The following is a 25,098-nucleotide window of genomic DNA, read 5'->3' as shown; positions in this document are numbered from 1 at the left end:
AGTGATTCAACCTTTAAAAAAATCACGAATGGCATTAACGATGCCTTCCAGTTGACTTTGTTGCATTTCTGCATACATAGGCAATGCCACTGCTCTTGAGGACGCCCGTTCAGCAACAGGGAAATCACCTTTTAAATAGCCAAATTTTCTACAGATTGGTTGTAAATGGAGCGGGATGGGATAGTATGTCTCAGTTTCGATGCCTATTTTTGATAGATGTTTGACTAGAGCATCCTTTTTTTCAACCTCGATTAGGTAAACATAATCAACGCGATTTGCTGTATAGCCACGCATCTTGAGGGCTGGTGTTCTTACGACTTGGGGAATTTGAAACAATTGATCTGTCAAATAATCAGCGTTCCTTTTCCTGGCTTCAATATTTTTCTGTAAATTAGTAAGACGTGCACGTAAAATAATCGCATGCCATTCATCCATACGACTATTAAAACCAATACACTGAGCAACACCTGATTGGTCTCTTCCTAAATTTCCCCTGATACGACAAGCATGTGCAAAATTGTCACTATTAGTAAGGATCATTCCTGCATCTCCCAGTGCACCCAAAGTTTTGGTTGGAAAAAATGAAAGCACGCCCCCTAAACCAAATCCTCCAGCATGGACTCCATCTTGAAACATACCGATAGCCTCTGCGCTATCCTCTAGAATTATTAATTTATACTTTTTTGCAATTTTTTGTATTTTTAGCATGTCAGCCATTTGACAAAATAGATGTACTGGTAGAATAGCCTTGGTTTTTCTGCTAATAGATGACTCAATTAATTCTGCATTAATGGCATAGCTATCCGGCTCAATATCAACAAAAACTGGTGTAGCGCCAACGTGAATAATACTTGATACCGATGAAAAGAAAGAATAACATGGCACAATAACTTCATCACCCTTACCTATACCTGCTGCCATTAATGTAATAATCAATCCGTCAGTTCCATTACCAACGGTAATTGCATGTTTAATACCTGTAAATGACTGAATATCCTTCTCTAATAAATTACACTGTATACCATTAACTAACTGGCACTGATCTATCAATGCATCCCATTGACCATCAATCTGTTCTAATATTGTTTTTATTTCTCTTGTATTATCATAAAAAGGTATAGACATTTTCATTTACCCCTCGACGATCATGATCTTGTGTTGTGATCTTATGCCCTGCTTCTGGTATAGTGCCAGTTCTTTTGCTTCCTCCAATATTTTGACTTTATTAGCATTAAATTCTAAATCCATACCAGATGGCTTCACTGCATAGGGATTTTGTTGGCTTTCTAAAAAGTATTTATACGCACGTATTAAGCAAAGCGTTAAGGGATCGTCATATAATATTTTATTTATAATCACTTCATTAGCAGGTGATGAAATTAACAACCGAGAGTAACTATCATCTCCTCCCGTTGGGAAATAAATTTTGAGCATGTAACCTGAAGATGTTCTTATTTTGAGATATCTCTCCCGGACAGGATGTATTAGGCTGGATCGTAAAACAGACTTCACTCCATTAATATGTGATAGCCTTAAAGAGCCATAGCCGAGATTTGGCAACGTCATATCAGGCATAACCATATCTTCGACCTCTGCACTTTCCAAAGCTGCATTCCCGCCTAAGAACAACGCAAGTGCTACTTGGTGAGGCATTTCGATATCAAATAGATGCTCACCTTTCCGTTCCCGAGAACGAATAAACCGTGATTTATTTTGCACCACAGTTATTTGAGATATCACACCATAATCACCAGTTTTTAATACGTCCATAATTTCATTTACGGCAGCACAACTTACCCAATTCGCTACAACCAGGATCTTGGCATTATAGTCACGTTCTAATTCAATTAATTGTTGTGATTCTAAATAAGTTGAAGCTGCGGGCTTTTCAACAATTATTGAACGATAACCATTGCATAATGCATCATGTATGTTTTGGAAATGCTGTTCGGGAGGGGTGCATATATGAACAATCCAATTGCAACCCTCACCACCAGTTACCGGTGGAATCTCCGTATAAAATTTGACGGAATTCCCACATGCAGTAATCTTTGATGCCAGTTTATCAATAACCACAATATTTGAGCTAAGAGAATAATTCCAGCCCGACCTCATCATTTTGGATATGCAACGATGGTGTAAATTATTACCGGCAAAACCGTACCCCACAATCATTATTTTGTGCATACTTTTTTACCTTCACTATTTGTATATAATCAAACCGCATTAGCTAACTTAGAAATTCGTTTATTTTAGATATCACATCATCACTTTGGATAATTGACTCTCCAATTAGCATTGCATCAAAGCCCATCTCTTTCATTAACTGAACATCTTTGCGCGTATGTATTCCACTCTCACTAACTGTAACAATATTATTGGGGATCAACTGCATAAGATTTGACGTTTTATTAAAGTTTATTCTAAAAGTATCAAGGTCTCTATTATTAATGCCAATTATATCAGCCCCAGCTTTAAGGGCCCTTTTTACGTCAATTTCATCAAATGTTTCAACTAACGCTGCCATTTTAAGATCTTTAGCTTTATTGATTAGCAATTCCAGCTTTTTTTGGTCCATGATACGTACAATTAGTAGAACAGCATCTGCATGGACCACTCTCGCTTCATATACCTGATATTCCGATATAATAAAATCCTTAAACATGACAGGTACATTTATTTCAGGTTCAATAGCGACTGTCTTGACGATTTCACTACCACCACCAAAAAAATGTTTATCACCAAGGACTGAAATTGCAGAAACTCCAGCCTTTGCATATAATTTTGCTATTTCTAGATGATTAAAATTATTCTTTAGGATGCCTTTTGAAGGTGATTTCATTTTAACTTCTGCAATCATCGATATTCCAACTTTCGAAAGTGCAGATTTAAAATCTCTTGTAGGACGTGCTACAGTAGATAGCTCCTTTATTTCACTCAAAGGAACCTCTTTTTGTTTAATCCCATTTTCTCTTTTTTTATGGGCAACGATTTCATCTAACATAACTCCTCCTTGTTCAACAGTTAGCTAACTATGCTATGCAACGAAACAGCAAACTTACGTTCTATGCTGTACTATGCGCTTAACGACGCACCATCTAACTAGCTAAGTTCATTCACTGGCTTTAATTCAATGAGTTGCGCAAAAAAGAGAAAGTTTATATCCGATATTTTCGTTCCGTGATTACTAGATCTTTACATTATTTCTTGTTGTTCGCTGAATCAGAGATGAAATTTATATTAAACTTTCATTTCAAAATCTCGGAATTGTATTAAACCATCAATAAAGAGACAGATTTAATGAAGATGAAAAATATTCATATTATCAAAGCTTGCTCTGCTCATTATGCAAACAACAAAGCACACTTTAGCGAGCATTTATTTGATCTATGTCAATGTTTGTTTTGTTTCATACCCAAGCAAGCAAAACAGATACTTAATTTATTAATAGTTTTTTTCTTAATATAATACAACAAATTCATATGGTTATACATGAGAAAGTTTTATGTGGTTTTCTTGCCTTGTAAATTTTGGTTAAGTCCATATTTTTAAAAAAAAAGCATAATGGGATTATGCATAACTAATTGAATTTTCACAATTAAAGAATTGGAGTTGCTTAAGTAACAAAATATACACAAATTGACTCTAGCGTATGTACCATATGCATCAGCCACTAATATATGGGTTATCAGCCACAAGACCATAAATGATTTGAATCCCCTAGAAATACACATTTATGAAGCTTCTTGGAAGCTGTTAAAATTTTAATTTTTCCTTTAACCTATTTTATCTTTAAAGGCAAAAAACAAACTTTTTGGGTGATAATGTGGTTTTAAATTATCAACAATGAAACTATGCTTTTAAATAATAATTAATCAAGCTTATAACTCGATGGCTAATAGTATTAGCCATCAATAATAATTCCAAAGTTTTCAAAAAACGTGTTTTTTGTGATCTAAATCAAATTATATTTATTTTTTTTCCAATACGTTGACTTGTGCGATTTTTATACAACCGACTTATCTGTCATCTATGGGGGCGATTATGCTACTAGGAACTAGCTTTGAGAGCTTAGCAGAGAACACTGTCGATTATTGGATGAAAGGCAGGGATGAAAATTTAACAGAGGAATTAGTTTATAATAAACTTATGAATCTAAAATGGCATGATGACTCACATTTGCAAATATACATTCATGTACCATTTTGCACACAAAAATGTACTTTTTGTGCATTTTCTGGTGGTAATACCGCTGATTTTAAACTTGTCGAGCTTTATGCAAATAATATTATCAAACAATTGTCAGATATATTACATGCGACTAAAACTTATAATAAAAAAATTACTTCAATAAATATTGGAGGTGGTAGTCCAGACTTACTATCTTCTTCAATTGTAGAAATATTGGATTTTTTAGTAAGTCTACCTGGTTATACTAAACAAACTGAGATTTCTATTGAGTTTTCTCTTTATAGTATTAATGAGTCATTTATAAATGGCATTGAGAAATTTGATATTACAAGAGCAAGTTTTGGCGTGCAGACATTAAACCCGAAAATAAGAAAGTACCTTAGAATGCCAGCGAAGTTAAGGCATCTTGACGAAATATGTGAACGCCTCATCAGACACATTCCTATAATCAATGTTGACTTAATGACTGGTTTCCCTGACCAAACCATTAATGATGTATTAGATGATATTAATTTTTTTGTTGCCCACCCTTATATTAATTCAATTAGCAGTTATATATTTAGTCAAGGAGCGGCACCTGTTTTTATTGCTGATGTGTTATCTCATAAAATACCAGCACCGCCATCACAAGAGGTTCACGCAAATTTAAGATTGCAAACATATGCAACTTTATTAAAGTATGGTTGGAAAAGATTCGGTACCTGCACATATTATGATGTTAATAAAATACCGAAAGAACAGCTATCAAAACTTTCTGGCAATGAAGCGTTAGGGGCACATGCCTACGAAGATTTTGTTATTGGCGTTGGTAGTTCAGCTATTTCTTATTTCCCAGGATTGCGACTAGAAAATATTTCTGACCATCATAAATGGATATCTGCAATAAGTAATAATAATACTCCTTATGATTTAGAAAAAAGCTCTATAGAAGATCAATATGATATGGCATTGTGGGGATTTCCACTAAAATACCATGGGTTATCGGTTGAAAAATTTGATAAAATGTCATCTAAAGGTATTATAAACCAAAAGCAAATACAGACCTTCAAACAATACATTGAATCTGGACTAATTTATCTTAATAATAACAATTACTATGATCTCACTATAACAGGAGAGATTTTTATGGGACACTTAGTTAGAGGTCTTAAAAATGATGAAGATCAAAAAGTAATAGATGAATATGTTGATGAAGGAAAAAAAATTGGTGAAATGATTTCTTTAGGAAAAATAAGAAAAGAACATAATGTTAACAATAGACAATTAAATTTACTTCGAGACCAAGATAAGTGATTTTTCTTCATTATCTTTCAAGCCTAATTTTATAAATATAATCTGTTGGAAAATAATATCATTTGTTTAATAATATATTCAAGTTTAATGTGATTTTCTTTTCCTTTGCAGTGCTGGTAGTTCGGCGATAATCTCTTTTATTATCTCCTTGCTACCCGCTCTGCAAGATCTTCTATTTTCACTTTAATTGAATGACTAGTAAATAATTACTGAAATATTTTTATCAAAAAAAACAGGAGGTTATATGTTTGAGATATCAACACTGCTCTCTTTTGTTGCTGTCGTGATAAGCCTTTTTATGATCCCTGGTCCATCTCTAATGCTTGTGCTAAACAGAACTGTGCAAGGAGGGCGAAAGGTAGGTATCATGACAGGGCTAGGGCTTGCTGTTGGTGATTTTATACATACCCTACTCGCGGCAGTTGGGCTTTCAGCATTATTGATGACTTCTGCGATCGCCTTTAGTATCGTGAAATATGTTGGTGCTGTTTATTTAATATATCTGGGTATAAGGGCTTTCCGCGCAAAAACTTCTGACCCCGCTTTACATAAGATGTCAGTAATTACTCCATCCAGGGCTTTTTTGGAAGCCATCCCAGCAGAAGTTTTAAATCCAAAGACATCCCTCTTTTTTCTGGCTTTCATACCCCAATTTGTACATCCTGAACGTGGAACTGTTATTATTCAGTTTTTTGTGCTAGGTGTCATTTTCGCGGTTCTTTGCTCTCTATTTTCTGTGTTTATTGCTTTCACAACCAAAACATTGATGCTTATTTTTAAGAATTCAACATGGTTAAGTCGTTGGCACGGAAAATTAGTTGGCATGATTTTTATTACTATTGGGTTCAATATTGCAATTCAGAAGCATTAATATTTTTATCCTGAGATGGAAGAAGTTATGATTACATTCACAACAGAAATGTCACGACAATACAGGAATACCCCTTTTGGCATTCTAGTCATAAGCGAATATAAAGAAACTATTGAGGGATTGAAACGTTTTCAGGAAAAAGCGGATTTTGAAATAAAAAAAATGCGGTTGATTCATGCTTCTAGTGATAGAAAAGAACTAATTCGAAAAGATAATACCCTTTCCGCCTATGTTCATTATTATAAAAAATTTAAGAAAACTTATCACGTTCTACCTCAGATCGAATCGGTACTGAACGGTAGAAGTCATTTTAGTACACCAGGATTGATACAGGCTCTATTGTTGGCCGAAATTACCACTTCATTATTGATTGCTGGATATGATCTTCTGAGTCTAACATTGCCACTATGCATTGATGTTGCACAAGAAAAAGATCATTACTTGTCCGTTGGAGGACATGATGTTCAACTAAAGCTTAATGATATTTGTGTCAAAGATCAACATGGTATTGTTCTTAGTATTATCTATGGCCAGAGTGAAAAATCACGAATCACTAATAATACTACTGACGTTTTTTTCATTATCGATGGTGTTCCTGGAGTCAGTCATTCTGTTGTTTCAGCAGGTCTGGCTCATCTCCGGACGCTTCTTTTTCTCCTATGTCCGGAGGCAAAAATAGAGTATTATTCAGTTATAAATGCATAGTTTTTTTTCATTTGATATGCCTCCACATGGAGGCTAATAAAGTTGGTTTGTATTCTAAATTCTCAAGTACGTCATGATTAAATAATCACTCAAACATTATATGATATATCTTATATCACTAAATAAGTTTGCCTATCATATTTTACGCTTTATTATCTCTTGATAAGAATAGAGTTCATGTAAGTAATATACCCCTCACTTAAAGTTAAGTAATATTTCTTTGGATTTTTATTTACATGCAGCAAATGGATTTTTAATCCTAAAAGCCCTTATTAAGGGGATGCATCATGACTGTTATCACTGTTATCTCCATCATAAAATATTCCCCAGATAGCGTGAGTAGGCGTATTGCAATGCCCGATGGTTCGCCAGATCGCTGGGATGTTGCGGACGTCCATAGCGTTCAAAATAGGAGGGGCGCCGACCAACAGTATGCGTACGGTACATTGAACCGCGTGGCGAAAATCAGGGGGAAGAACCGTACTGATTTTGTCCTAAATAACTTATATGGACACCGACCCAAAGCAAGCACGGGCAGATCTTTTTCTGACAAAGTAGTCACACACATATATTCGGCTTCGTGAGCCCTGATGAACATCCGTACTCTCTGGCCTCATTATCGCAATGGCCTGCTATGGCCCAGCTATTTGTCAGGTTTACAGAAAGTCGGTTCTACCTGTCAGTACATCAACACTTTTGACTTCTTATAAATCAGACTGTTACTTGGCCATGTAATCCGTTTTCTGGTTTACCAGCGCCCAGGCCACTCGGGCATTTTTGTTCGCCAGCGCCACAACGGCCTTATTCACGCCGCTCCGGACAATAATACCCTTCAGCCATCTCTGGAGGGCGCTACACCTCGCATCCGGGAGGTTAACCGTACGATAAACCACGGAGCGGGCACCATGGATAAGTAAGCCGCGCAGATAACCCTCTCCGCGCTTCGTTATTCCCAGAAGTCGGGTTTTACCGCCGCTGCTGTACTCACCGGGCACTAATCCCAGATAACTGGCAAAATGGCGACCATTATTAAAATCCCTGCTGTCACCCAGCGCTATAGTTAGTGCCGATGCACCCAGTGGCCCGACACCCGGAATATTCTCCAACCGGAGTGTATCCTCGTTTTGTGCACTCATCTGCTTCAAGCGGATATCCAGCGTTTTAATTCGTTTCTGGCAGTCCTGAAGTTCCAGCAACATCTCCTGGAACAGCTCCCGGCTGAGCGTGGTGAGTTCATTTTCCGCGTCTTCCAGATAATCAGGCAGACAGGCCATGACTTTATGGGCGGCTTCCGGTATGGCGATACCGTATTCCAGACTCAGCCCCCTGAGCTGATTAATAAGCGCCGTTCTGTTTTTCATCAGCCGCTGGCGAACCCGGTGCAGACACTGAATATCCTGCTGCTCAATGCTTTTTCCCGGTACGTAGCGCATACCTGGACGACTATCAGCCTCAACAATGGCGGTGGCGTCATTTTTGTCGTTTTTATTTCCCATTTGGAAAGGCGACACATACTGCGGGCTGATTTGTCTGACGTCATGGCCGAATGTCTTAAACTGGCGGGACCAGTAATTTGCACTGCCACACGCTTCCATCACAATTCTGGACGAGGGTTGCTGAGCAATAAAAGCCATCAGCTTTTCACGGGTGATCATTTTGTTAGCTTTCTTCTCACCCTGTGTAGAAACGATATGTACCTGGAAAACTCGCTTTGCCAAGTCAATTCCGATAATTTGTTCCATTGGACACCTCTTCATTTTGCTGTTGGTTTGCACTTACAGCATGGTTCACTGAAGCTGGTATGGGGACGTGTCCATTTCATTATCGCAAAATAGTAGATCACCTGAAGGGAACTCAGTCCGAATTGTGCGATCTGATCAATCGCAAAAAAGACAAAATCACCCAACCGGACTGAGTTATGCCGATCATAGCATTTATCCCCGATGAAGAACGACGCCTGATGCGAAAAGAAGCCCAGCAAACCCGTGATAAAAACCATGCCAGACGGCTCATTGCCATGCTGATGCTTCACCAGAGAATGACCGTCACCGATGTCGCCAAAATGCTCTGCGCCGCCCGCTCATCCGTAGGAAGATGGATAACCTGGTTTACTTTACATGGCGTTGAAGGACTAAAAAGCCTCAAGCCCGGACGCGCTCCACGGTGGCCGGTTGCCGATATCCTTCAGGCTCTTCCGCTGCTAATACAACGCACTCCAAAAGATTTCGGCTGGCTGCGCTCATGCTGGAGTACAGCGTTGCTGGCCCGCATCGTCAACCAATTTTTTGGTGTTGCTCTTCATCCCTCCACATTACATTGATATCTGAAACAAGCAGGCATTGTCTGGCGCAGGGCCGCGCCGATGCTGAAAATCAAAGACCCGCATTATGAGGAAAAGCGGCTTGTCATCGAGCAGGCACTGGCTCAGGCGCGGACAGACCATCCCGTGTTCTATCAGGATGAAGTCGATATTGACCTGAACCCGAAAATCGGTGCGGACTGGATGCCAAAAGGGCAACAAAAACGCATTGTTACACCGGGGCAGAATCAAAAACATTATCTGGCTGGCGCGCTTCATTCGGGTACGGGACGAGTCCACTACGTCAGTGGCGGCAGTAAAATTTATGACTTATTTATCAAACTATTAGAAAAATTACGCCGAACTTACCGGCGAGCGAAAACCATCACGCTGGTCGTGGATAACTACATCATCCATAAAAGCCGCAAAGTGGCGCGTTGGCTGGCAGAGAACAAGAAGTTCCGGTTACTGTTCCTGCCGACGTACTCGCCGTGGCTGAATCCGATAGAACGTCTGTGGCTGTCGTTACATGAAACCATAACGCGAAATCATCAATGCCGATATATGTGGCAGTTACTGGAACAGGTAAATCAGTTTATGAATGCCGCCTCGCCATTCCCCGGCAATCAACACGGACTGGCTAAAGTGGAGCGGTAATATGCGAAGTTATTTAGGAATCTGTAATTAATGGAAGAATTGGAAAATATAATTATAATGGGCTATTTTAGTTAAAATGATAAAAGTTATAAATTTAAAACGAGTTATTATATGAAAGCAGATCATTAATGATCTGCTTTCGTTTGAACAATTCACTATATTGTCTTTAACTAATGGACATGTCGCGCCCTGTTTCTACATCAATCTCGTTTACTGATTCCTTGCAGATGATTTTCAGGTTACCTTCATACTCCATATATATGGGGGGGCATATGCTGTCCGACACGCATCCAGATAATCCGACCACCACTGCATCATTGCTTTGCGGGCTTCAAGATGTGCGGCTTTATGGATATAGGCCGCCCGCACGCTATTGCGCTCCTGGTGGCTCATCTGGCGTTCAACCGCATCCTGCGACCACTGGCCGGACTCCATCAAGGCGCTACAGGCCATCGTCCGGAAGCCGTGACCGCAGACATCCGTTTTGGTGTCATAACCCATCAGCCGCAGCGCTTTGTTGACCGTGTTTTCACACATGGGTTTATACGGATTATGATCGCCGGGAAATACCAGTTCCAGATGGCCGGAAATCGCTTGAATCTGCTGCAGAATATCGATGGCTTGCCGGGACAGCGGCACGATATGCGGCGTGCGCATTTTTGCTCCGCGCCCGGAGTAGCGAACGCCGGCAATCGCGTCGCGGGTGGCGGGAATGGTCCAGATTCTATTTTTGAAATCTATCTCGCGCCAGCGAGCGAAGCGCAGTTCGCTGGAACGGATAAACAGGTGCAGGGTGAGCAGTACCGCCAGCCGGGTCAGTTCCCGGCCTTGCTGATAGTCTTCAATGCGTTCCAGCAGCTCAGGCAGACGCTCCAGCGGCAGAGCCGGATAGTGGCGTCTAACCGGTGGAGCCGTTACGCCAACTAAATTCAGCGCCGGGTTGTTTTCCACCCATCCTTGCTGAACAGCGTAACGCATAATATTGCACAGATGCTGCCGCGCGCGGGATGCGACCTCCAGCAAACCTTTTTCCTCAATGCCTTTCAGAAGGGCAGTGAAGTGTCGGGTTTTCAGTTCCGTGATCGGGAGATTACCGATCGCTGGAAAAACATGATTGTTCAGGCTGGCAAGCAGGCGGGCGGCATGGTTCTCCGACCAGGTTCTGTTGCTTTGATGCCAGCTCAGCGCCACGGTCTTGAAACTCTTTGCTGGTGAACGCGCTGCCTTTTCAGCGGCTCGTTGCTGCGCCGGGTTGATATTCTGCACCAGTAGTTTGCGGAGTACATCACGTTTCTGTCGTGCTTCCGACAAACTGATTAACGGATAGGCGCCCAGCGCTATGCGGGTTTCTTTGCCACCGAAATAGTACCTGAAGTACCAGAGACGTGAACCAGTAGGTTTAACGTGGAGATATAGACCGTGTGAATCGGATAGTTTTATGGGGGTAACGGGAAGTTTTAAGTTGCGGATTTTCGTGTCGTTTAGGGACATATGCGGGTCACTCCGTTATCGAACTGGAAAGACCCCAAATCTGACCACCATTTTTCCCCGATGCGGAGGGAAAACTAGAAACGCATCGGGAAGGTTTTTCACGCTAACCTGTTGAATTAATTTACAAATAGGAATTCGCAAGGATGCATGAAAACAAGTAAATGGCTCCTCTGACTGGACTCGAACCAGTGACATACGGATTAACAGTCCGCCGTTCTACCGACTGAACTACAGAGGAATCGGTTAGCTGCGGGGGATAATAGCGGGAGCATTTCACCTTGTCAAAGGCTGTTATGCCTCGAGATAACTGATTGCTGAAGTAATAATCAACATATTGAAATTATTGCGCAAGTATTGCCGGGTTTAATGTGAATACTTTGCTTTTACGCCGTGTTTTACATCACCGCCTGCACCTTGAGACAGCAGCAGTTGCATTAGCGTGGTGCATTCCCTGGCAGAAGAAATCGTTATCGGTCACTTCCGGCTAGTCTGGCGCATCCTGTGAACCATCTCTTTTCCTTATTTTACCCATGGCTTATCAAGCATGTATCTGTTTTTTATCGCAGGCGTTTATAATATGGCGCGGATTTTGCTATCTCTTATGGGGAACTTACTCAGGAGGCAGAAATGAATCTTAGACGGCTCAAGTATTTTGTGAAAATCGTTGATATCGGTAGCCTGACCCAGGCTGCGGAGTTGTTGCACATTGCGCAACCAGCGCTGAGCCAGCAGGTCGCGACGCTGGAGAGTGAGCTTGAAAAGCAGTTGCTGGTACGCAGCAGACGCGGCGTTACGCCTACGGAAGCCGGAAAAATTCTTTATTCGCATGCCCAGGCTATTTTGTACCAGTGCGAGCAGGCCAAAAGCGCAGTGAATGACGTCAGGCAGTCGGTAAACGTATAATTTTAAGTAGCCAGCCATTTCGCTATGGCTGGCTATATAAAATGGTTTTTAAAAACATCATCTTGCTTATCTATTTCATCTGCTCTTTCATTTTTATCATGATGTTGTGAATGTGATGGTGCTAAAATTGCGATAGATACTAGCGATCGTGCCGCTTTAGATGTTACATTAATCCTCGTAATGTTTTCTCTAATCCCATTCACCAACATTCTGTTGGTGTTTCTTGGGATAACTGACTGTTATTTTTGATTAAGGAGTTCAAATGAATAGTCTTCTCTCTCAGCTATTAATCAGACTGGCAGAAAAAGAGGTCGGAGAAAAAGAACTTCATGCCAAAATAGAATCATTAGAAATGCTGGTGTTTGCCATTGTTTCTATGTTGGATGATAATAAAATTAATGAGTTAGCAACAAAGGTCAAAGGCGTACTGGCGGAAACGACGCAGCGCAAGGGCGAAGATGCTTACTTAGCAGCCGAATTATTATCCCGCAATATTAATCGCCTTATGACTACTTCATTAAGGAATTAATCCCACTATATTATTATCATGCCTGTATTAATTAATTGGATGATAAGGGTTTTCTTTTTGTTTTTATAATAAGTAATATTATAAATCGATAAAAGTAATATGCATACGCAAATTATTAATAAACAATTAAGACGCTGATTTTTGTAATCAGCGTCTTTTTTGTAATCAGCGTCTTTTGTGGGCGGTAATGACGCTATCTATTTCATGCCAGCCGTTTTTTCTTCTGAATAACCCGATAGGCTATTGCCAGAATAATAAACCATAACGGCGTGACGACCAGCGCCTGCAGGGTATCGGGCTGTAGCGTCAGCAGGACGATCACAAAGGCAAAAAACGCCAGGCAAATCCAACACATAAAAATACCCCAGGGCATTTTATACTGCGAGTCCAGATGTAGCTGCGGCCTTTTTTTACGGTACATCAGGTAAGAGCAGAGAATAATGCTCCAGATGAACATAAACAAAATGGCGGAGACGGTGGTAACCAGGGTAAAGACCGTCATGACATTGGGAATCAGGTAAATCAATACCACGCCGGACAATAAGCAGATACAGGAAAACAGTAATCCCGCAGAAGGAACCGCGCGTTTAGACAGCATACTGAAGCGCTTCGGCGCATCTCCCTGTTTGGCTAACCCAAACAGCATCCGGCTGGTGGAGAATACGCCGCTGTTGGCCGACGATGCCGCGGAAGTCAGTACCACAAAATTGATCACGCTGGCCGCGGCGGGCAGCCCGACCAATACGAACATATCAACGAAGGGGCTGCGATCGGCGGCAATAGCGCTCCACGGCGTTACAGACATGATCATCACCAGCGCAAAAACATAGAACATGATGATACGGATCGGTATCGCGTTGATCGCGCGGGGAAGTACTACCTTGGGATTCTTCGTTTCCGCCGCCGTGGTGCCAACCAGTTCAATTCCGACGAAAGCAAAGACCGCTATCTGGAATCCGGCAAAAAATCCCCCGATGCCTTTAGGAAACATACCGCCGTCGTTCCATAGATTATTAAACGATGCGACGGAACCTGATGGCGAGGGGAATTGCATCATCACCAGCGCCACGCCGATAAAGATTAAGGCAACGATGGCCACAATCTTGATCATCGCAAACCAGAATTCCATTTCGCCGAACAGTTTTACCGTCGCCAGGTTAAGCGTGAGCAATAAGAGTACGCAGAGTAATGATGATATCCATTGCGATAGATCGGGAAACCAGAACTGTGCGTAAGCGCTGATCGCCACCACATCGGCAATGCCGGTAACCACCCAGCAAAACCAGTATGTCCAGCCGGTAAAGAAACCCGCCCAGGGGCCGAGCAGGTCGGCGGCAAAGTCACTGAAAGATTTATAGTTCAGATTAGATAGCAGTAACTCTCCCATCGCTCGCATAACGAAAAACAGCATGAAGCCGATAATCATGTAAACGAAGATAATCGACGGACCTGCCAGGCTGATGGTTTTTCCCGAGCCCATAAACAACCCGGTGCCAATGGCTCCACCAATGGCGATAAGCTGAATATGCCGGTTGGTCAGGTTGCGCCGCAGCCCTTCACCGTCAGGCTCTGCAAGGTCTGCGACCTCTTTTGGTTGATCAGTCATTTAATACGATTTCCTATTTTTTATGTGATGTCGTTTTGAGCTCTTGAGCGGCTCTCTCATTTATTGAATTGGGCGTAGATAAGATAGCGTAACTATCGTACTGATTATAGGGAGTGGCTGGCATAAATATGGTGAATAATTGCACGATGTGATTCTGTATGTTTTTTGCCCTGAGCAAACGGCGTATTGTAATATGAAAGGAGTTAATTGGGCGGCGCACAGGTTAGCAAAATTACGCATTGCTCACAATGTAAATCGTGCAGCTGAAAAAATGGAAAAAAATCAATGTGAACTATTTGACAGCCGCCGCCAAGAAGTGAATAATCCACCCCGTTGGGTCGTTAGCTCAGTCGGTAGAGCAGTTGACTCTTAATCAATTGGTCCGGGGTTCGAACCCCCGACGACCCACCAACATTCAATCAGTTACCTCGCTTCAATCTTGTCCGCTGTTTTTTCATTCTATGACATTTCTCAAACGATGCGGTTATTTTATCCTTTGTATTGATCTCATCAACGGGGCACTTAAATAAAAGCTATTGCCGCTAAAACCACTAGCGGGTAATAACCTATCCACTTTAATTAATAGGCTTTATTGTGATTTATTTAAAGGCAAATAAGCTCTTTTACTTCTGGTTGTCGGCATTCTTTAATTACGAGCGGAGCATGGCGGATTGCTGTTGCCAAGGGAACGTGTGCGTTTTGGCCCAAGGTGCGGATTTGCGCTGAATCCCGCTACCGGATATCAATCTGACGGGATTTCTACCGTGGCGGGGGAGGGGAACAATGTCCCGGAGAAAATACCGCCGGCATCGGAAGACTCAGAGCCGACGGGAAACCGGTTATTGGCGGTAAGCGTGTTTGATTTGCTTGATGGTGTTACTGAATGCCGCCGCCTGCTCAGGGTCTTCCAGTTGGGCAATATATCTTTCCATATTGATAATGACTTTGCCCGCATCAGCCTGACCGATGGCTTTTAACAGCAGCGTGATCGTCGCTTTTAAACAGGTTACTTCGTGTGCCAGCTCTGCTACGTTCGCGGCGGTGGAAAAATCTACGTTGCTCATGTTTTCTCCTTAACAAGAAACAGCATAAAACGTGTTTAAGTCAGCCCCCAGTTGGCTCGAAAGCGCGTGCTGCTGGCATAATCAGATTGCCGCGAGTATAGCATAACGCGTATTGCCGGCGGCTATTATTAATCACTTATGGCTATGCGGTGGCTGTTTTTTATGCAGTTGACTTGTTTTTAATTGTATTTGACAGTCCAGGTTTATATAGTGAATCGGTGTCAGAACCTGTCCGAACGAATACAGCGGATTTCTCAGTCTGGATGCTATTTCTCTTCTCTATTATTTATGTAATGCAGGATTAAATTCCGCAACATATAGTTACAATAGTAAATTTTGATTGATATATGCGATACAATGCCAATTTAATGCCACTGGTTATCGTTGCTTTGTTACACTGTTGCTGATGGCGGCCGATGATATGAACCCGGAGCGCTGGGAATCATAACCTGATATGTTAGGAATGTGATCAATACGTATCCCGGCGTTAATGTTATATTGCTATCATCTTGCTACCGATATCAATCGTTTATTACTGCAGCATATTTAAAAATACATTATTGCTATAAGTCCGTATGCATTATTTTTAGAAACCAACGTAGTATCACCTGCAAGCAAATTATTATGTAAGTGTTACTCCCTTTTTTGGAGAATTATTCTTTGATTAGCGTTTTTCTTGTTGATGACCATGAACTGGTGCGGGCAGGGATACGGCGCATTCTTGACGATATCAAAGGTCTCAAAGTAGTTGGTGAGGTGTCATGTGGTGAGGACGCCGTCAGGTGGTGCCGCAGCAATGATGTTGATGTTGTCTTGATGGACATGAATATGCCGGGGATTGGCGGTCTTGAGGCAACGCGTAAAATTCTGCGCTTTTCCCCTGATATAAAAGTTATCATGCTAACTATTTATACAGAGAGTCCTTTACCTGCTAAAGTAATGCAGGCGGGCGCCGCCGGATACGTCAGTAAAGCTGCTGCCCCGCAGGAAGTTATCTGCGCCATCCGTGCCGTTCATGCGGGTAAGCGGTATATTGCCTCTGATATTGCGCAGCAAATGGCGCTGAGCCAGTTGGAACCACAGGCCGAGACTCCGCTGGAGTGTTTGTCTGAACGTGAGTTGCAGATTATGCTGATGATCACCAAAGGGCAAAAGGTGACTGAAATATCAGATCAGCTTAATCTGAGTCCGAAAACGGTGAACAGTTACCGCTATCGGATGTTCAGCAAGCTGAACATCAATGGCGACGTGGAACTGACGCACCTGGCGATTCGGCACGGCCTCTTTAATGCGGAGACATTGTTAAGTAGTGAGTGAAAGTTTCGATGCCTCGGCATTCCTAAAGACAGTCACCAGCCAGCCTGGGGTCTATCGGATGTATGATGCCGCTAATACGGTGATCTATGTCGGTAAAGCAAAAGATTTAAAAAAACGACTTTCCAGCTATTTCCGCAGCAATGTCGGCAGTCGTAAAACGGAGGCTTTGGTAAAAAGCATCCGGCAGATTGACGTGACCATCACGCATACCGAGACGGAAGCCTTACTGCTGGAACACAACTACATCAAGCTTTATCAGCCGCGCTATAACGTTTTATTGCGTGATGATAAATCCTACCCCATGGTTTTTCTGAGTGCCGATCGCCATCCCCGCCTTGCGGTTCATCGTGGCGCCAAACACGCCAAAGGTGAATATTTCGGGCCGTTCCCGAACGGTAATGCGGTTCGTGAAACGTTGATACTGTTGCAAAAACTTTTTCCGGTTCGCCAGTGCGAAAACAGCGTGTACCGCAATCGCTCGCGTCCTTGTCTGCAATATCAAATTGGCCGCTGCCTTGGCCCCTGCGTTAGCGGACTGGTTAGTGACGAGGATTATCGGCAGCAGGTTGACTATGTGCGTCTGTTTTTATCCGGCAAAGACCAGCAGGTGCTAAATCAGCTTATCTCACGGATGGAAGCCGCCAGCCGTGCGCTGAATTTTGAAGAAGCGGCCCGTATCCGCGATCAGATTCAGGCCGTTCGGCGCGTCACTGAAAAGCAGTTTGTTTCTGGCTCCGGCGAAGATTTGGATGTTATCGGCGTGGCTTTTGATGCCGGAATGGCCTGCGTACACGTGTTGTTTATCCGTCAGGGGAAAGTGTTGGGCAGCCGCAGTTATTTTCCCAAAGTTCCCTCTGGGACCGAACTGGGTGAGGTGGTGCAGACATTTGTCGGACAGTTTTACCTGCAGGGGAGTGCGGCGCGAACCCTACCCGCAGAGATTCTGCTCGATTTCTCCTTGCCGGATAAAGACGTGCTGACGGACTCTTTAACTGAAGTTGCCGGACGGAAAGTGCAGATTCAGGCCCGGCCGCGTGGCGATCGCGCTCGTTACCTGAAACTCGCCCGCACCAATGCCGCCACGGCGCTGGTGACGAAGTTGTCGCAGCAATCAACGATTCACCAGCGTTTGTCCGCTCTGGCCAAGGTTTTACAACTGCCGGAAATTAATCGCATGGAGTGTTTTGACATCAGTCATACTATGGGTGAGCAGACTGTGGCATCTTGTGTGGTGTTCGATGCGAATGGTCCGCTGCGTTCGGAATATCGGCGCTATAATATCAGCGGGATTACTCCCGGCGATGACTATGCCGCGATGACTCAGGTTCTTAAACGCCGCTATGGCAAGGCGTTGGATGAGGGCAAAATCCCCGATGTGATCGTAATTGATGGCGGTAAAGGGCAGCTTGGTCAGGCAAAAGCCTTATTTGACTCGCTTCAGGTTCCCTGGGATAAGAGTAAACCCCTGTTGCTTGGCGTGGCTAAAGGCAGCGACCGTAAGGCCGGCCTGGAGACGCTGTTTTTCGAGGCGACGGGAGAGGGCGTTGTTTTACCGTCTGATTCTCCTGCTTTGCACGTTATTCAGCACATTCGTGACGATTCTCACGATCACGCGATTGGCGGGCACCGTAAGAAAAGAGCAAAAGTTAAAAATACCAGTACACTAGAGCTGATTGAAGGCGTCGGGCCTAAACGCCGGCAGACCCTGCTGAAATACATGGGGGGATTGCAGCCTTTAATGAATGCCAGCGTCGAGGAAATTGCAAATGTGCCGGGTATTTCAACAGCATTGGCAGAAAAAATCTTCCATGCATTGAAACACTAGGGACAATGTAGCAACATACTCGTAATATCCACTCCGGCCAAATAGTTACCTAAGCGCTATGCAATTTAATATACCGACGTTGCTGACTCTGTTTCGTGTTGCTTTAATCCCGTTTTTTGTGCTGGCGTTTTACCTTCCCTTTGGCTGGGCGCCTCTGGTTTGCGCGCTCATATTTATTTTTGCCGCGGTTACCGACTGGTTCGATGGTTTTCTGGCCCGTCGCTGGAAGCAAACCACGCGGTTTGGGGCATTCCTCGACCCGGTCGCCGACAAAGTGATGGTCGCCGTGGCCTTGGTTTTAGTGGCCGAGCATTATCACTCCTGGTGGATTACCTTGCCGGCGGCAACGATGATTGCGCGGGAAATCATCATTTCCGCGTTGCGGGAATGGATGGCGGAGATAGGCAAACGCAGCAGCGTGGCGGTCTCCTGGATTGGGAAAGTCAAAACAACGGCGCAAATGATGGCGTTGTTCGCTTTGCTCTGGCGTCCGGAACGCCTGGTGGAAGGCGCGGGGGTTATTGCTTTATACGTCGCCGCGGTGCTGACCTTCTGGTCGATGTTTCAATACCTGAACGCCGCGCGGCATGATTTGCTGGAGCCTTGAGCAAGGCGACGGCCCAAAAGGTGGCGGGCGAGGGCGCGCCCGCTGTAAAAACCAGCAAACGAACCTGGTTGGTGGATAATTCTGTTGACTCATTGCGTCAGGTCAGTAGAATGCACCGCATCAACGGCGACGCTGATTCGTTGAAAGTTAGTAAAAAAATCAGCATGTTCGTATAAAGCGGGAATAGCTCAGTTGGTAGAGCACGACCTTGCCAAGGTCGGGGTCGCGAGTTCGAGTCTCGTTTCCCGCTCCAAAATTTTCAGCTGCTAAAGCTGAGGCAGATTTAAAGGTAAGGCGCGTTGGCAGAGTGGCCATGCAGCGGATTGCAAATCCGCCTACCTCGGTTCGACTCCGGGACGCGCCTCCAATATCCCAGCCCGGGTGGTGGAATCGGTAGACACAAGGGATTTAAAATCCCTCGGCGTTCGCGCTGTGTGGGTTCAAGTCCCACCCCGGGCACCATCGATAAAAACCCAATTAAAACAAGCACTTTGTGCAATGTCGTTAACCGCCAAGCAGGCGGTTTTTTTGTGCCTGAATCACTGCTTCCTAATATCTTTCCTAATATCTTTTTTGCGCCACTGTTAATTATTCGCTTATTTCGGTTTTTTATTCTGACCGCCCACCACTGGCACGATTTGTATTTTCCGGTCATAGCGCGCAGTCTGGCTGATGGTCATATGGCCGGATATTTCCTGTTTCTCCGCCAGTGTCCCGTCCAGATCGGACACCCCTTTTGCTTTTAGATCGTGAAAGGTGAAATCAAAATTCAGGTGCGGAAATGCTGCCCTGGCGGCGGCTTTTGCTTTCCTCCATCGGCTATTAAAACCATCGCGCGTGTACCGCTGCCCGCGCGGCTGTTTCAGCACGTATATGCTACTGAATCCCGGTTCCAGCGGCAGCGAACGCGCCAGGCTTACCGCTGCCCGCAACCGTGGAGTCCATGCCTTTATCTGCCTTTTGCCGGTTTTACCCTGGGCGATATAGATGCCTGCATCCAGTATCTGCTGCTCAGTTAGCGCCAGAACGTCACCTTGCCGGGCCAGGCAAAGATAGGCGATTTCCATGGCGGCCCGGACTACCGCCGGAGACACCGATAGCAGGGCGCTATATTCTTCGTCGTTGATATAGCGGTCCCTGGCGGTCTCTTTGAACTGCTTCACGCCGGAGCATGGATTTGATTTACATAACCCCCGCTCGTACCCCCAGCGATAAACCCGGGACATGAACGTTTTTTCCCTGTTTGCCTGGGTTTTGCTTTTCATCCCCCGGCGATCCATGAATGCGCGAACGTCCTCTGGTTTTACTGAGTCTGGCCGCATCACGCCGAACACGGCGGAGATCTTGACCGCATATTTCCGGTAATCCCTTTGTGTTTCCATAGCCAGATCCAGAAAGTCTGGAGACTGCATAAAGCGGTGTATCATGCGGTCGAGGGTAAACTTTGTTGCTTCCTGGTAATTGTTGGCCGCGTTGTATTTATCCCATATCAGGGGTATCGGTGAATCGAGGGCGCATAGCGAAATGGCGCCGCCGCCGGGCGGGTGGAATTCATATTTGCTTTTTCCCCTGTATACCCGCGGCGGCAGTGCGTTATCTGCGGGGTTTTTTCTTTTTCTTGCCATGATTATATCGCGTCAAAATTAGGGCGCTCGTCCTCTTCTTCGACTGCAGGCCTAACGCCTGATAGCGCGGCGTTGACCGCCGTCCACGTCACCCGGGGTTTCCCATCGCGGCGCCGGACAAACATGATCCCGGCGCGATTCAGGGATTCGCATTGTTTTGACGGATATTTATACCCGGTTATTTCTATCAGCTCGTCGTCGGTTAATAGGTCGTTCATTGTGGTCTTGCCTCAGTCTGTCAATGATCGCGTCTGCCGCTGCGCAGGACTGGTCTATATCCTGTTGCGTAAGTCTGGACTTCCTCACGCTGGCGGACAGCCGGCCGATCTTGATATCGAATTCGCTTAACAGGCGTTTGCCTGGTTGCCATGGCTGCATTGTGACCTCCGTAGTTGAGGCCACAATGCTATATGGTGGGGTGGCTTATTTCTGATTAGGCGCAATCAGGTTTTTGGCCGGCCGCTTTTCTCGTGAAACTCTGACGGATTGCGGGAAATGAAAGGCCAATTCACTACGTGACTGAACCATGATCATTCCGTTTTGTCCGTCAGAGAAAACAACGTGGATCACGTCCCCTCTTCGCGCTGACATTTTTAGCATTGGTCTTGCCTCGATTAGCGAACCTGCAGAGATCTGGCGCCGATCTCAATATGGGCGCCGGGAACATCAACGCCGCTTTCGATAGCCTCCTTAATGGCTTTTTTATCCGGCGCGACCAGCGTTTGTACAGTTACTAGTTCATCTGGCAGTAGCCCCTCATTATCAACGATCACGCTGGCTACGCCTTTTCTCGCGGTAAATGTGTTGGTTGTGGTTTTGAGCTTATCCAGGCCAGCGGTTAACAGACAGTCGAGAACATACTGCTTAAGCTGCTTTGCCCGGTTTTCAAATGACCTTTTGCGGTCGGCCAGGCGTTTGGCTTCTTCGTCGCAGGTTTTTGCTAACCCCTCAAGATTGCGAACGTGGATATACGCCGCGTCCAGTTTATCCGCCAGTTCCATTTCCACGCCCACCATGGTGTCGGCGATCATTTCCGGCGTCAGTTCATCGGAAGTTTCCAGCAACTCCTGCAGCTTTTTCATGTCATTGGCTAATGCGATAGCGGTGATGCTCATGCGTTTTCCCCTTCTTTGGCTTTAAGCGCGGCAAGGCGCTTGTTTTTAATATCGTTCAGACGGCGCAGGCGGCCGGCCAGGTATTTGGCGTGCTCGGTATCGCCTTTTGCTTCTGCGTTCTTGCGATGAACCTCGACCTCGCGGGCGATTGTGCCGAAAACTTTCGTCGCCTCATTCTGGCTGACGGAGTTTTCGAGAGTTTTCGCGATGCGGGATAGTTTTTCGTCCAGCTCGGCACGCAGCCGCACAACGTCCTCGGCTTTGTCACTGGCGTTTTTGATATCGAATTCAACGGCGTTTTCGGCGAGATATTCAGGGTTATCATGCATGCCAAGCCATACGTCAGCACTGAAACCGAGCAGCGATAGCGCCTTTTTGATGGCGTCGGTAAGGCTTTTCTTGATGACCTCGGGATCGGCTTTAATTCCGTTTTTTGTTTTTTGAAGATACGGCGTGGCCCCATAGCTCTCAATTTGCCCGCGATCTCCCGCCAGCGTCAGGTACCAGAGCGCTATTTTCACCGAATGGTTTTTTTCACAAATCAGGGATCCATCGGCGTCGCGCAGCATACGGCTACCGATAAATTTTTTGTTGTCGTCATAAATGGGTTCCGCCATCGGCGCGCCGTCGATCATTTTTTCCTCGAGAACGCTATAACCCCACCCGGTACCGATCGGGCCAAAAACCTCTGTAGCCCGCATAATCATGTACTCGCTGTTAATACTGGTGCCGTCGAAACCCGCACCCGCAAGCGCTTTCGTGTAGCGCGGATCGGTACGCTGGACACTTTTCCAGATAGAAAGATTTTCCTGGGCGCTGGCCGGCTTATCTGCAATTTCTGCCTCCACCACGGCCGCGCGCTGCTGAAAATCATCTGCTGGTGCTGGTGCTGGTGCTGGTGCTGGTGCTGGTGCCGGTGTTGGTGTTGGTGCTGCAGGCTCACCCGCATAAACGCCATAACCCAGCTTATCCAGCGCTTCTTTTGCCTGCTGCGCGGCATCATCAGTAACGGTCCCGTCCGATTCGGGTGTTACGGTTTCCGGCACTGCTGTTGCGGTATTAACTTTATCCGTTGCGGTGGGCGCTTCCGTTTTTTCGACCTGAATTGAGGGGGTATCAGAGCCCGTTTCTGGTTTTGCGCTGGCCGGCATATATCGCGACAGAAAATCAACGACAAACTGGTGACGCGCATTGGCATCAGTGACCAGTTCCGCGTGGCCCTTACTCGCTTTAATCAGTGCAAAAATGATCGGCCGGGGAATTTCCAGCGCGCGGGGATTTGTCCGCAGCTCCATTGACCAGCGTTTAAACGCCTCATCGTCATTGTTCATGAGCACGCTTGAGGCGCGCACCTGGTCTGCCGTTAGAGACCAGCAATCTTCCGGATCGCACACCAGCGCCGCGGCGATCTCTTTATCCAGCGTTGCATAGGTGTGCGTGTATTGGCGATGAAATTCCAGCCCTTTAATCTGCGGTTCAGGATCGGTTTTTTCACTGACGCCGGCATTTATCTGTTTATCGACAAACGCCAAAATATCTCGCGTTGACGAATCAGATAGGGCGGGGAACTGAGCGTTAACGCCATTGATTACGGTGAGCAATACATCGTCACCGACCTGATCCAGCGGTTTAATGCCGCTCAGTGTGTTAATAATTATATCCGTGCTTTCATCACCATCCCCGGCGGGCAAGTCGAGATAGTCGCACACCATTGAATATTCGTGCTCGTTGATTTCTGCCTGTCCATATAGCGCGATGGCTGCTATTTTTTCACGCAATGAAAGGGCGGAGAAATCGACGATATCATTCGCCTGCGGAGGTAATTCTTTACGCTGCCAAACTCCGTCTATCAGCTCGTTTTCAACAGGAAAGTGCTCATCGAAAACACCGACCGCCGGCCGCGGTGAGCCAATAACATCCTCGGTTATTTTCGGGTTGAAAAAGTTATCGCTGGCGCCGGGAAACTCCTCTTCCATTTTCATTGTGGCCGACATGATAGCCAGCTTTTGAGTTTTTGCCTCGATTGCCGTTGCCAGCGCTACAGCGCCATTTTTCTGAGCGGATTTTTTCGGCTCAAAGAGAAGTACATAAGTTGTCATGGTCTTGCCTCTTGGTAAATGACGGGTGGTTGGCCCATCAGTTTGTTATTCTTCGATTTCTACGAATTTTCCGTTACTGTTAACGCGGTACGCCACGCCGGCCTTAATGCCACCCTCTCCGACATACGCAACAGCAAATCTGGTTCGCTCTCCATCGTTATATGGAACGGCAGCACAACCCCCTTCACCGAGAACGAGACGTTCAACCGAGTTAGCCGACGCAACAATGGCTTTACTCCCCGTCGCTTCAATCGATGCGACGGCACCGCTGGTAGCAATTAGAGGGCTTGAGCCGGTGGCTTTATGCTTGGTCCCGTCGCCGCTGCTGGCCTGCTGGGTCCCGTCGCCGCTGCTGGCCTGCTGGGTCCGGGCGCCGCTGCTGGCCTGCTTGGTCCCGTCGCCGCTGCTGGCCTGCTTGGTCCCGTCGCCGCTGCTGGCCTGCTTGGTCCAGTCGCCGCTGCTGGCCTGCTGGGTCCCGTCGCCGCTGCTGGCCTGCTGGGTCCCGTCGCCGCTGCTGGCCTGCTGGGTCCCGTCGCCGCTGCTGGCCTGCTTGGTCCCGTCGCCGCTGCTGGCCTGCTGGGTCCGGGCGCCGCTGCTGGCCTGCTTGGTCCCGTCGCCGCTGCTGGCCTGCTGGGTCCCGTCGCCGCTGCTGGCCTGCTGGGTCCCGTCGCCGCTGCTGGCCTGCTGGGTCCCGTCGCCGCTGCTGGCCTGCTTGGTCCCGTCGCCGCTGCTGGCCTGCTGGGTCCGGGCGCCGCTGCTGGCCTGCTTGGTCCCGTCGCCGCTGCTGGCCTGCTGGGTCCCGTCGCCGCTGCTGGCCTGCTGGGTCCAGTCGCCGCTGCTGGCCTGCTGGGTCCCGTCGCCGCTGCTGGCCTGCTTGGTCCCGTCGCCGCTGCTGGCCTGC

General features: G+C 45.8%; 18 protein-coding genes, 5 tRNA genes and 3 pseudogenes. 13 read left to right on the top strand and 13 right to left on the bottom strand.

Features of this window, described 5'->3' with window-relative positions; all coding sequences use genetic code 11:
* Positions 1–6: 6 nt before the first annotated feature.
* Genes MFP24_RS07100 through trpC form a run of 3 tightly spaced genes read right to left on the bottom strand, consistent with a single transcriptional unit; the run spans position 7 to position 3,004 of the window.
* Entirely contained in the window at positions 7–1,125 is a 1,119-nt protein-coding gene (locus MFP24_RS07100) for a DegT/DnrJ/EryC1/StrS family aminotransferase (RefSeq protein ID WP_249232744.1), read from the bottom strand.
* A 6-nt stretch (positions 1,126–1,131) separates the two neighbouring features.
* The gene (locus tag MFP24_RS07095) at positions 1,132–2,187 is read right to left on the bottom strand and encodes a Gfo/Idh/MocA family protein (RefSeq protein WP_249232743.1); all 1,056 of its coding nucleotides are present in this window, start codon (positions 2,185–2,187) and stop codon (positions 1,132–1,134) included.
* Between the two features lie 43 nt (positions 2,188–2,230).
* Positions 2,231–3,004, bottom strand: coding sequence for an indole-3-glycerol phosphate synthase TrpC (trpC, locus tag MFP24_RS07090; RefSeq protein ID WP_249232742.1), 774 nt, complete (start codon positions 3,002–3,004; stop codon positions 2,231–2,233).
* A 1,040-nt stretch (positions 3,005–4,044) separates the two neighbouring features.
* Here trpC and MFP24_RS07085 point away from each other — a divergent pair.
* The 3 genes from MFP24_RS07085 (at position 4,045) to MFP24_RS07075 (ending at position 7,060) form a co-directional block, all read left to right on the top strand.
* Entirely contained in the window at positions 4,045–5,484 is a 1,440-nt protein-coding gene (locus MFP24_RS07085; RefSeq protein WP_249232741.1) for a radical SAM protein, read from the top strand.
* 244 nt (positions 5,485–5,728) lie between these two features.
* A complete protein-coding gene (locus MFP24_RS07080) occupies positions 5,729–6,355 on the top strand; it encodes a LysE family translocator (RefSeq protein WP_249232740.1) in 627 nt (208 codons plus the stop codon).
* 27 nt (positions 6,356–6,382) lie between these two features.
* Positions 6,383–7,060 carry a phenylalanine--tRNA ligase beta subunit-related protein gene (locus MFP24_RS07075; RefSeq protein ID WP_249232739.1) on the top strand — a complete coding sequence of 226 codons (678 nt, stop codon included), beginning with the start codon at positions 6,383–6,385 and terminating at the stop codon, positions 7,058–7,060.
* A gap of 719 nt (positions 7,061–7,779) precedes the next feature.
* Here MFP24_RS07075 and MFP24_RS07070 read toward each other — a convergent pair.
* Positions 7,780–8,802, bottom strand: coding sequence for an IS110 family RNA-guided transposase (locus MFP24_RS07070; protein ID WP_249232738.1), 1,023 nt, complete (start codon positions 8,800–8,802; stop codon positions 7,780–7,782).
* A gap of 176 nt (positions 8,803–8,978) precedes the next feature.
* Between MFP24_RS07070 and MFP24_RS07065 the strand changes: the two are divergent.
* Positions 8,979–10,016: pseudogene (locus MFP24_RS07065) on the top strand (IS630 family transposase).
* 234 nt (positions 10,017–10,250) lie between these two features.
* On the opposite strand, the gene MFP24_RS07060 reads toward MFP24_RS07065, so the two are convergent.
* Entirely contained in the window at positions 10,251–11,507 is a 1,257-nt protein-coding gene (locus MFP24_RS07060) for a tyrosine-type recombinase/integrase (protein WP_249232737.1), read from the bottom strand.
* A 162-nt stretch (positions 11,508–11,669) separates the two neighbouring features.
* Positions 11,670–11,745 (bottom strand) — tRNA-Asn (locus MFP24_RS07055).
* A gap of 389 nt (positions 11,746–12,134) precedes the next feature.
* Here MFP24_RS07055 and MFP24_RS07050 point away from each other — a divergent pair.
* Both MFP24_RS07050 and MFP24_RS07045 read left to right on the top strand, forming a co-directional pair.
* Positions 12,135–12,401: pseudogene (locus tag MFP24_RS07050) on the top strand (LysR family transcriptional regulator); the annotation flags it as partial.
* Between the two features lie 271 nt (positions 12,402–12,672).
* Positions 12,673–12,939 (top strand): sigma-S stabilization anti-adapter protein IraP, encoded by a 267-nt coding sequence (locus MFP24_RS07045; protein ID WP_249232736.1) that lies wholly within the window; start codon positions 12,673–12,675, stop codon positions 12,937–12,939.
* Positions 12,940–13,141: 202 nt separating this feature from the next.
* On the opposite strand, the gene cycA is transcribed toward MFP24_RS07045, so the two are convergent.
* A complete protein-coding gene (gene cycA / locus MFP24_RS07040; RefSeq protein WP_249232735.1) occupies positions 13,142–14,545 on the bottom strand; it encodes a D-serine/D-alanine/glycine transporter in 1,404 nt (467 codons plus the stop codon).
* A gap of 335 nt (positions 14,546–14,880) precedes the next feature.
* Here cycA and MFP24_RS07035 point away from each other — a divergent pair.
* Positions 14,881–14,956 (top strand) — tRNA-Lys (locus MFP24_RS07035).
* A 428-nt stretch (positions 14,957–15,384) separates the two neighbouring features.
* Here MFP24_RS07035 and MFP24_RS07030 read toward each other — a convergent pair.
* A complete protein-coding gene (locus tag MFP24_RS07030) occupies positions 15,385–15,609 on the bottom strand; it encodes a DUF2594 family protein (RefSeq protein ID WP_136165930.1) in 225 nt (74 codons plus the stop codon).
* Positions 15,610–16,269: 660 nt separating this feature from the next.
* On the opposite strand from MFP24_RS07030, the gene uvrY reads away from it, so the two are divergent.
* The 6 genes from uvrY to MFP24_RS07000 all read left to right on the top strand — a co-directional run bounded on the left by uvrY (position 16,270) and on the right by MFP24_RS07000 (position 19,820).
* Positions 16,270–16,926 carry a UvrY/SirA/GacA family response regulator transcription factor gene (uvrY, locus tag MFP24_RS07025; RefSeq protein WP_249232734.1) on the top strand — a complete coding sequence of 219 codons (657 nt, stop codon included), beginning with the start codon at positions 16,270–16,272 and terminating at the stop codon, positions 16,924–16,926.
* Positions 16,919–18,751, top strand: coding sequence for an excinuclease ABC subunit UvrC (gene uvrC / locus MFP24_RS07020; protein ID WP_249232733.1), 1,833 nt, complete (start codon positions 16,919–16,921; stop codon positions 18,749–18,751). Before uvrY ends, uvrC begins: the two co-directional genes overlap by 8 nt.
* A gap of 58 nt (positions 18,752–18,809) precedes the next feature.
* Complete coding sequence (pgsA, locus tag MFP24_RS07015) at positions 18,810–19,358, top strand: CDP-diacylglycerol--glycerol-3-phosphate 3-phosphatidyltransferase (RefSeq protein WP_249232732.1); 549 nt, start codon at positions 18,810–18,812, stop codon at positions 19,356–19,358.
* Between the two features lie 177 nt (positions 19,359–19,535).
* Positions 19,536–19,611 (top strand) — tRNA-Gly (locus MFP24_RS07010).
* A gap of 40 nt (positions 19,612–19,651) precedes the next feature.
* Positions 19,652–19,725, top strand: a tRNA-Cys gene (locus tag MFP24_RS07005).
* An 8-nt stretch (positions 19,726–19,733) separates the two neighbouring features.
* Positions 19,734–19,820 (top strand) — tRNA-Leu (locus MFP24_RS07000).
* Positions 19,821–19,954: 134 nt separating this feature from the next.
* Here MFP24_RS07000 and MFP24_RS06995 read toward each other — a convergent pair.
* The 5 genes and pseudogenes from MFP24_RS06995 to MFP24_RS06970 all read right to left on the bottom strand — a co-directional run.
* The gene (locus MFP24_RS06995; protein ID WP_249232731.1) at positions 19,955–20,983 is read right to left on the bottom strand and encodes a tyrosine-type recombinase/integrase; all 1,029 of its coding nucleotides are present in this window, start codon (positions 20,981–20,983) and stop codon (positions 19,955–19,957) included.
* Between the two features lie 2 nt (positions 20,984–20,985).
* Positions 20,986–21,201 carry a DUF4224 domain-containing protein gene (locus MFP24_RS06990; protein ID WP_249232730.1) on the bottom strand — a complete coding sequence of 72 codons (216 nt, stop codon included), beginning with the start codon at positions 21,199–21,201 and terminating at the stop codon, positions 20,986–20,988.
* A gap of 396 nt (positions 21,202–21,597) precedes the next feature.
* Entirely contained in the window at positions 21,598–22,098 is a 501-nt protein-coding gene (locus MFP24_RS06980) for a siphovirus Gp157 family protein (protein ID WP_249232728.1), read from the bottom strand.
* Positions 22,095–24,197 carry a phage-associated endonuclease gene (locus MFP24_RS06975; RefSeq protein ID WP_249232727.1) on the bottom strand — a complete coding sequence of 701 codons (2,103 nt, stop codon included), beginning with the start codon at positions 24,195–24,197 and terminating at the stop codon, positions 22,095–22,097. The genes MFP24_RS06980 and MFP24_RS06975 overlap by 4 nt, the downstream gene beginning before the upstream one ends.
* Before the next feature lie 278 nt (positions 24,198–24,475).
* A pseudogene (locus tag MFP24_RS06970) lies at positions 24,476–25,098 on the bottom strand (DUF4573 domain-containing protein); the annotation flags it as partial.

Source organism: Brenneria tiliae (assembly GCF_023347575.1).
Lineage (GTDB): Bacteria > Pseudomonadota > Gammaproteobacteria > Enterobacterales > Enterobacteriaceae > Brenneria > Brenneria corticis.
Note: the sequence above shows the minus strand (reverse complement) of the source record. Positions and strands in the feature narration are given on the sequence as shown.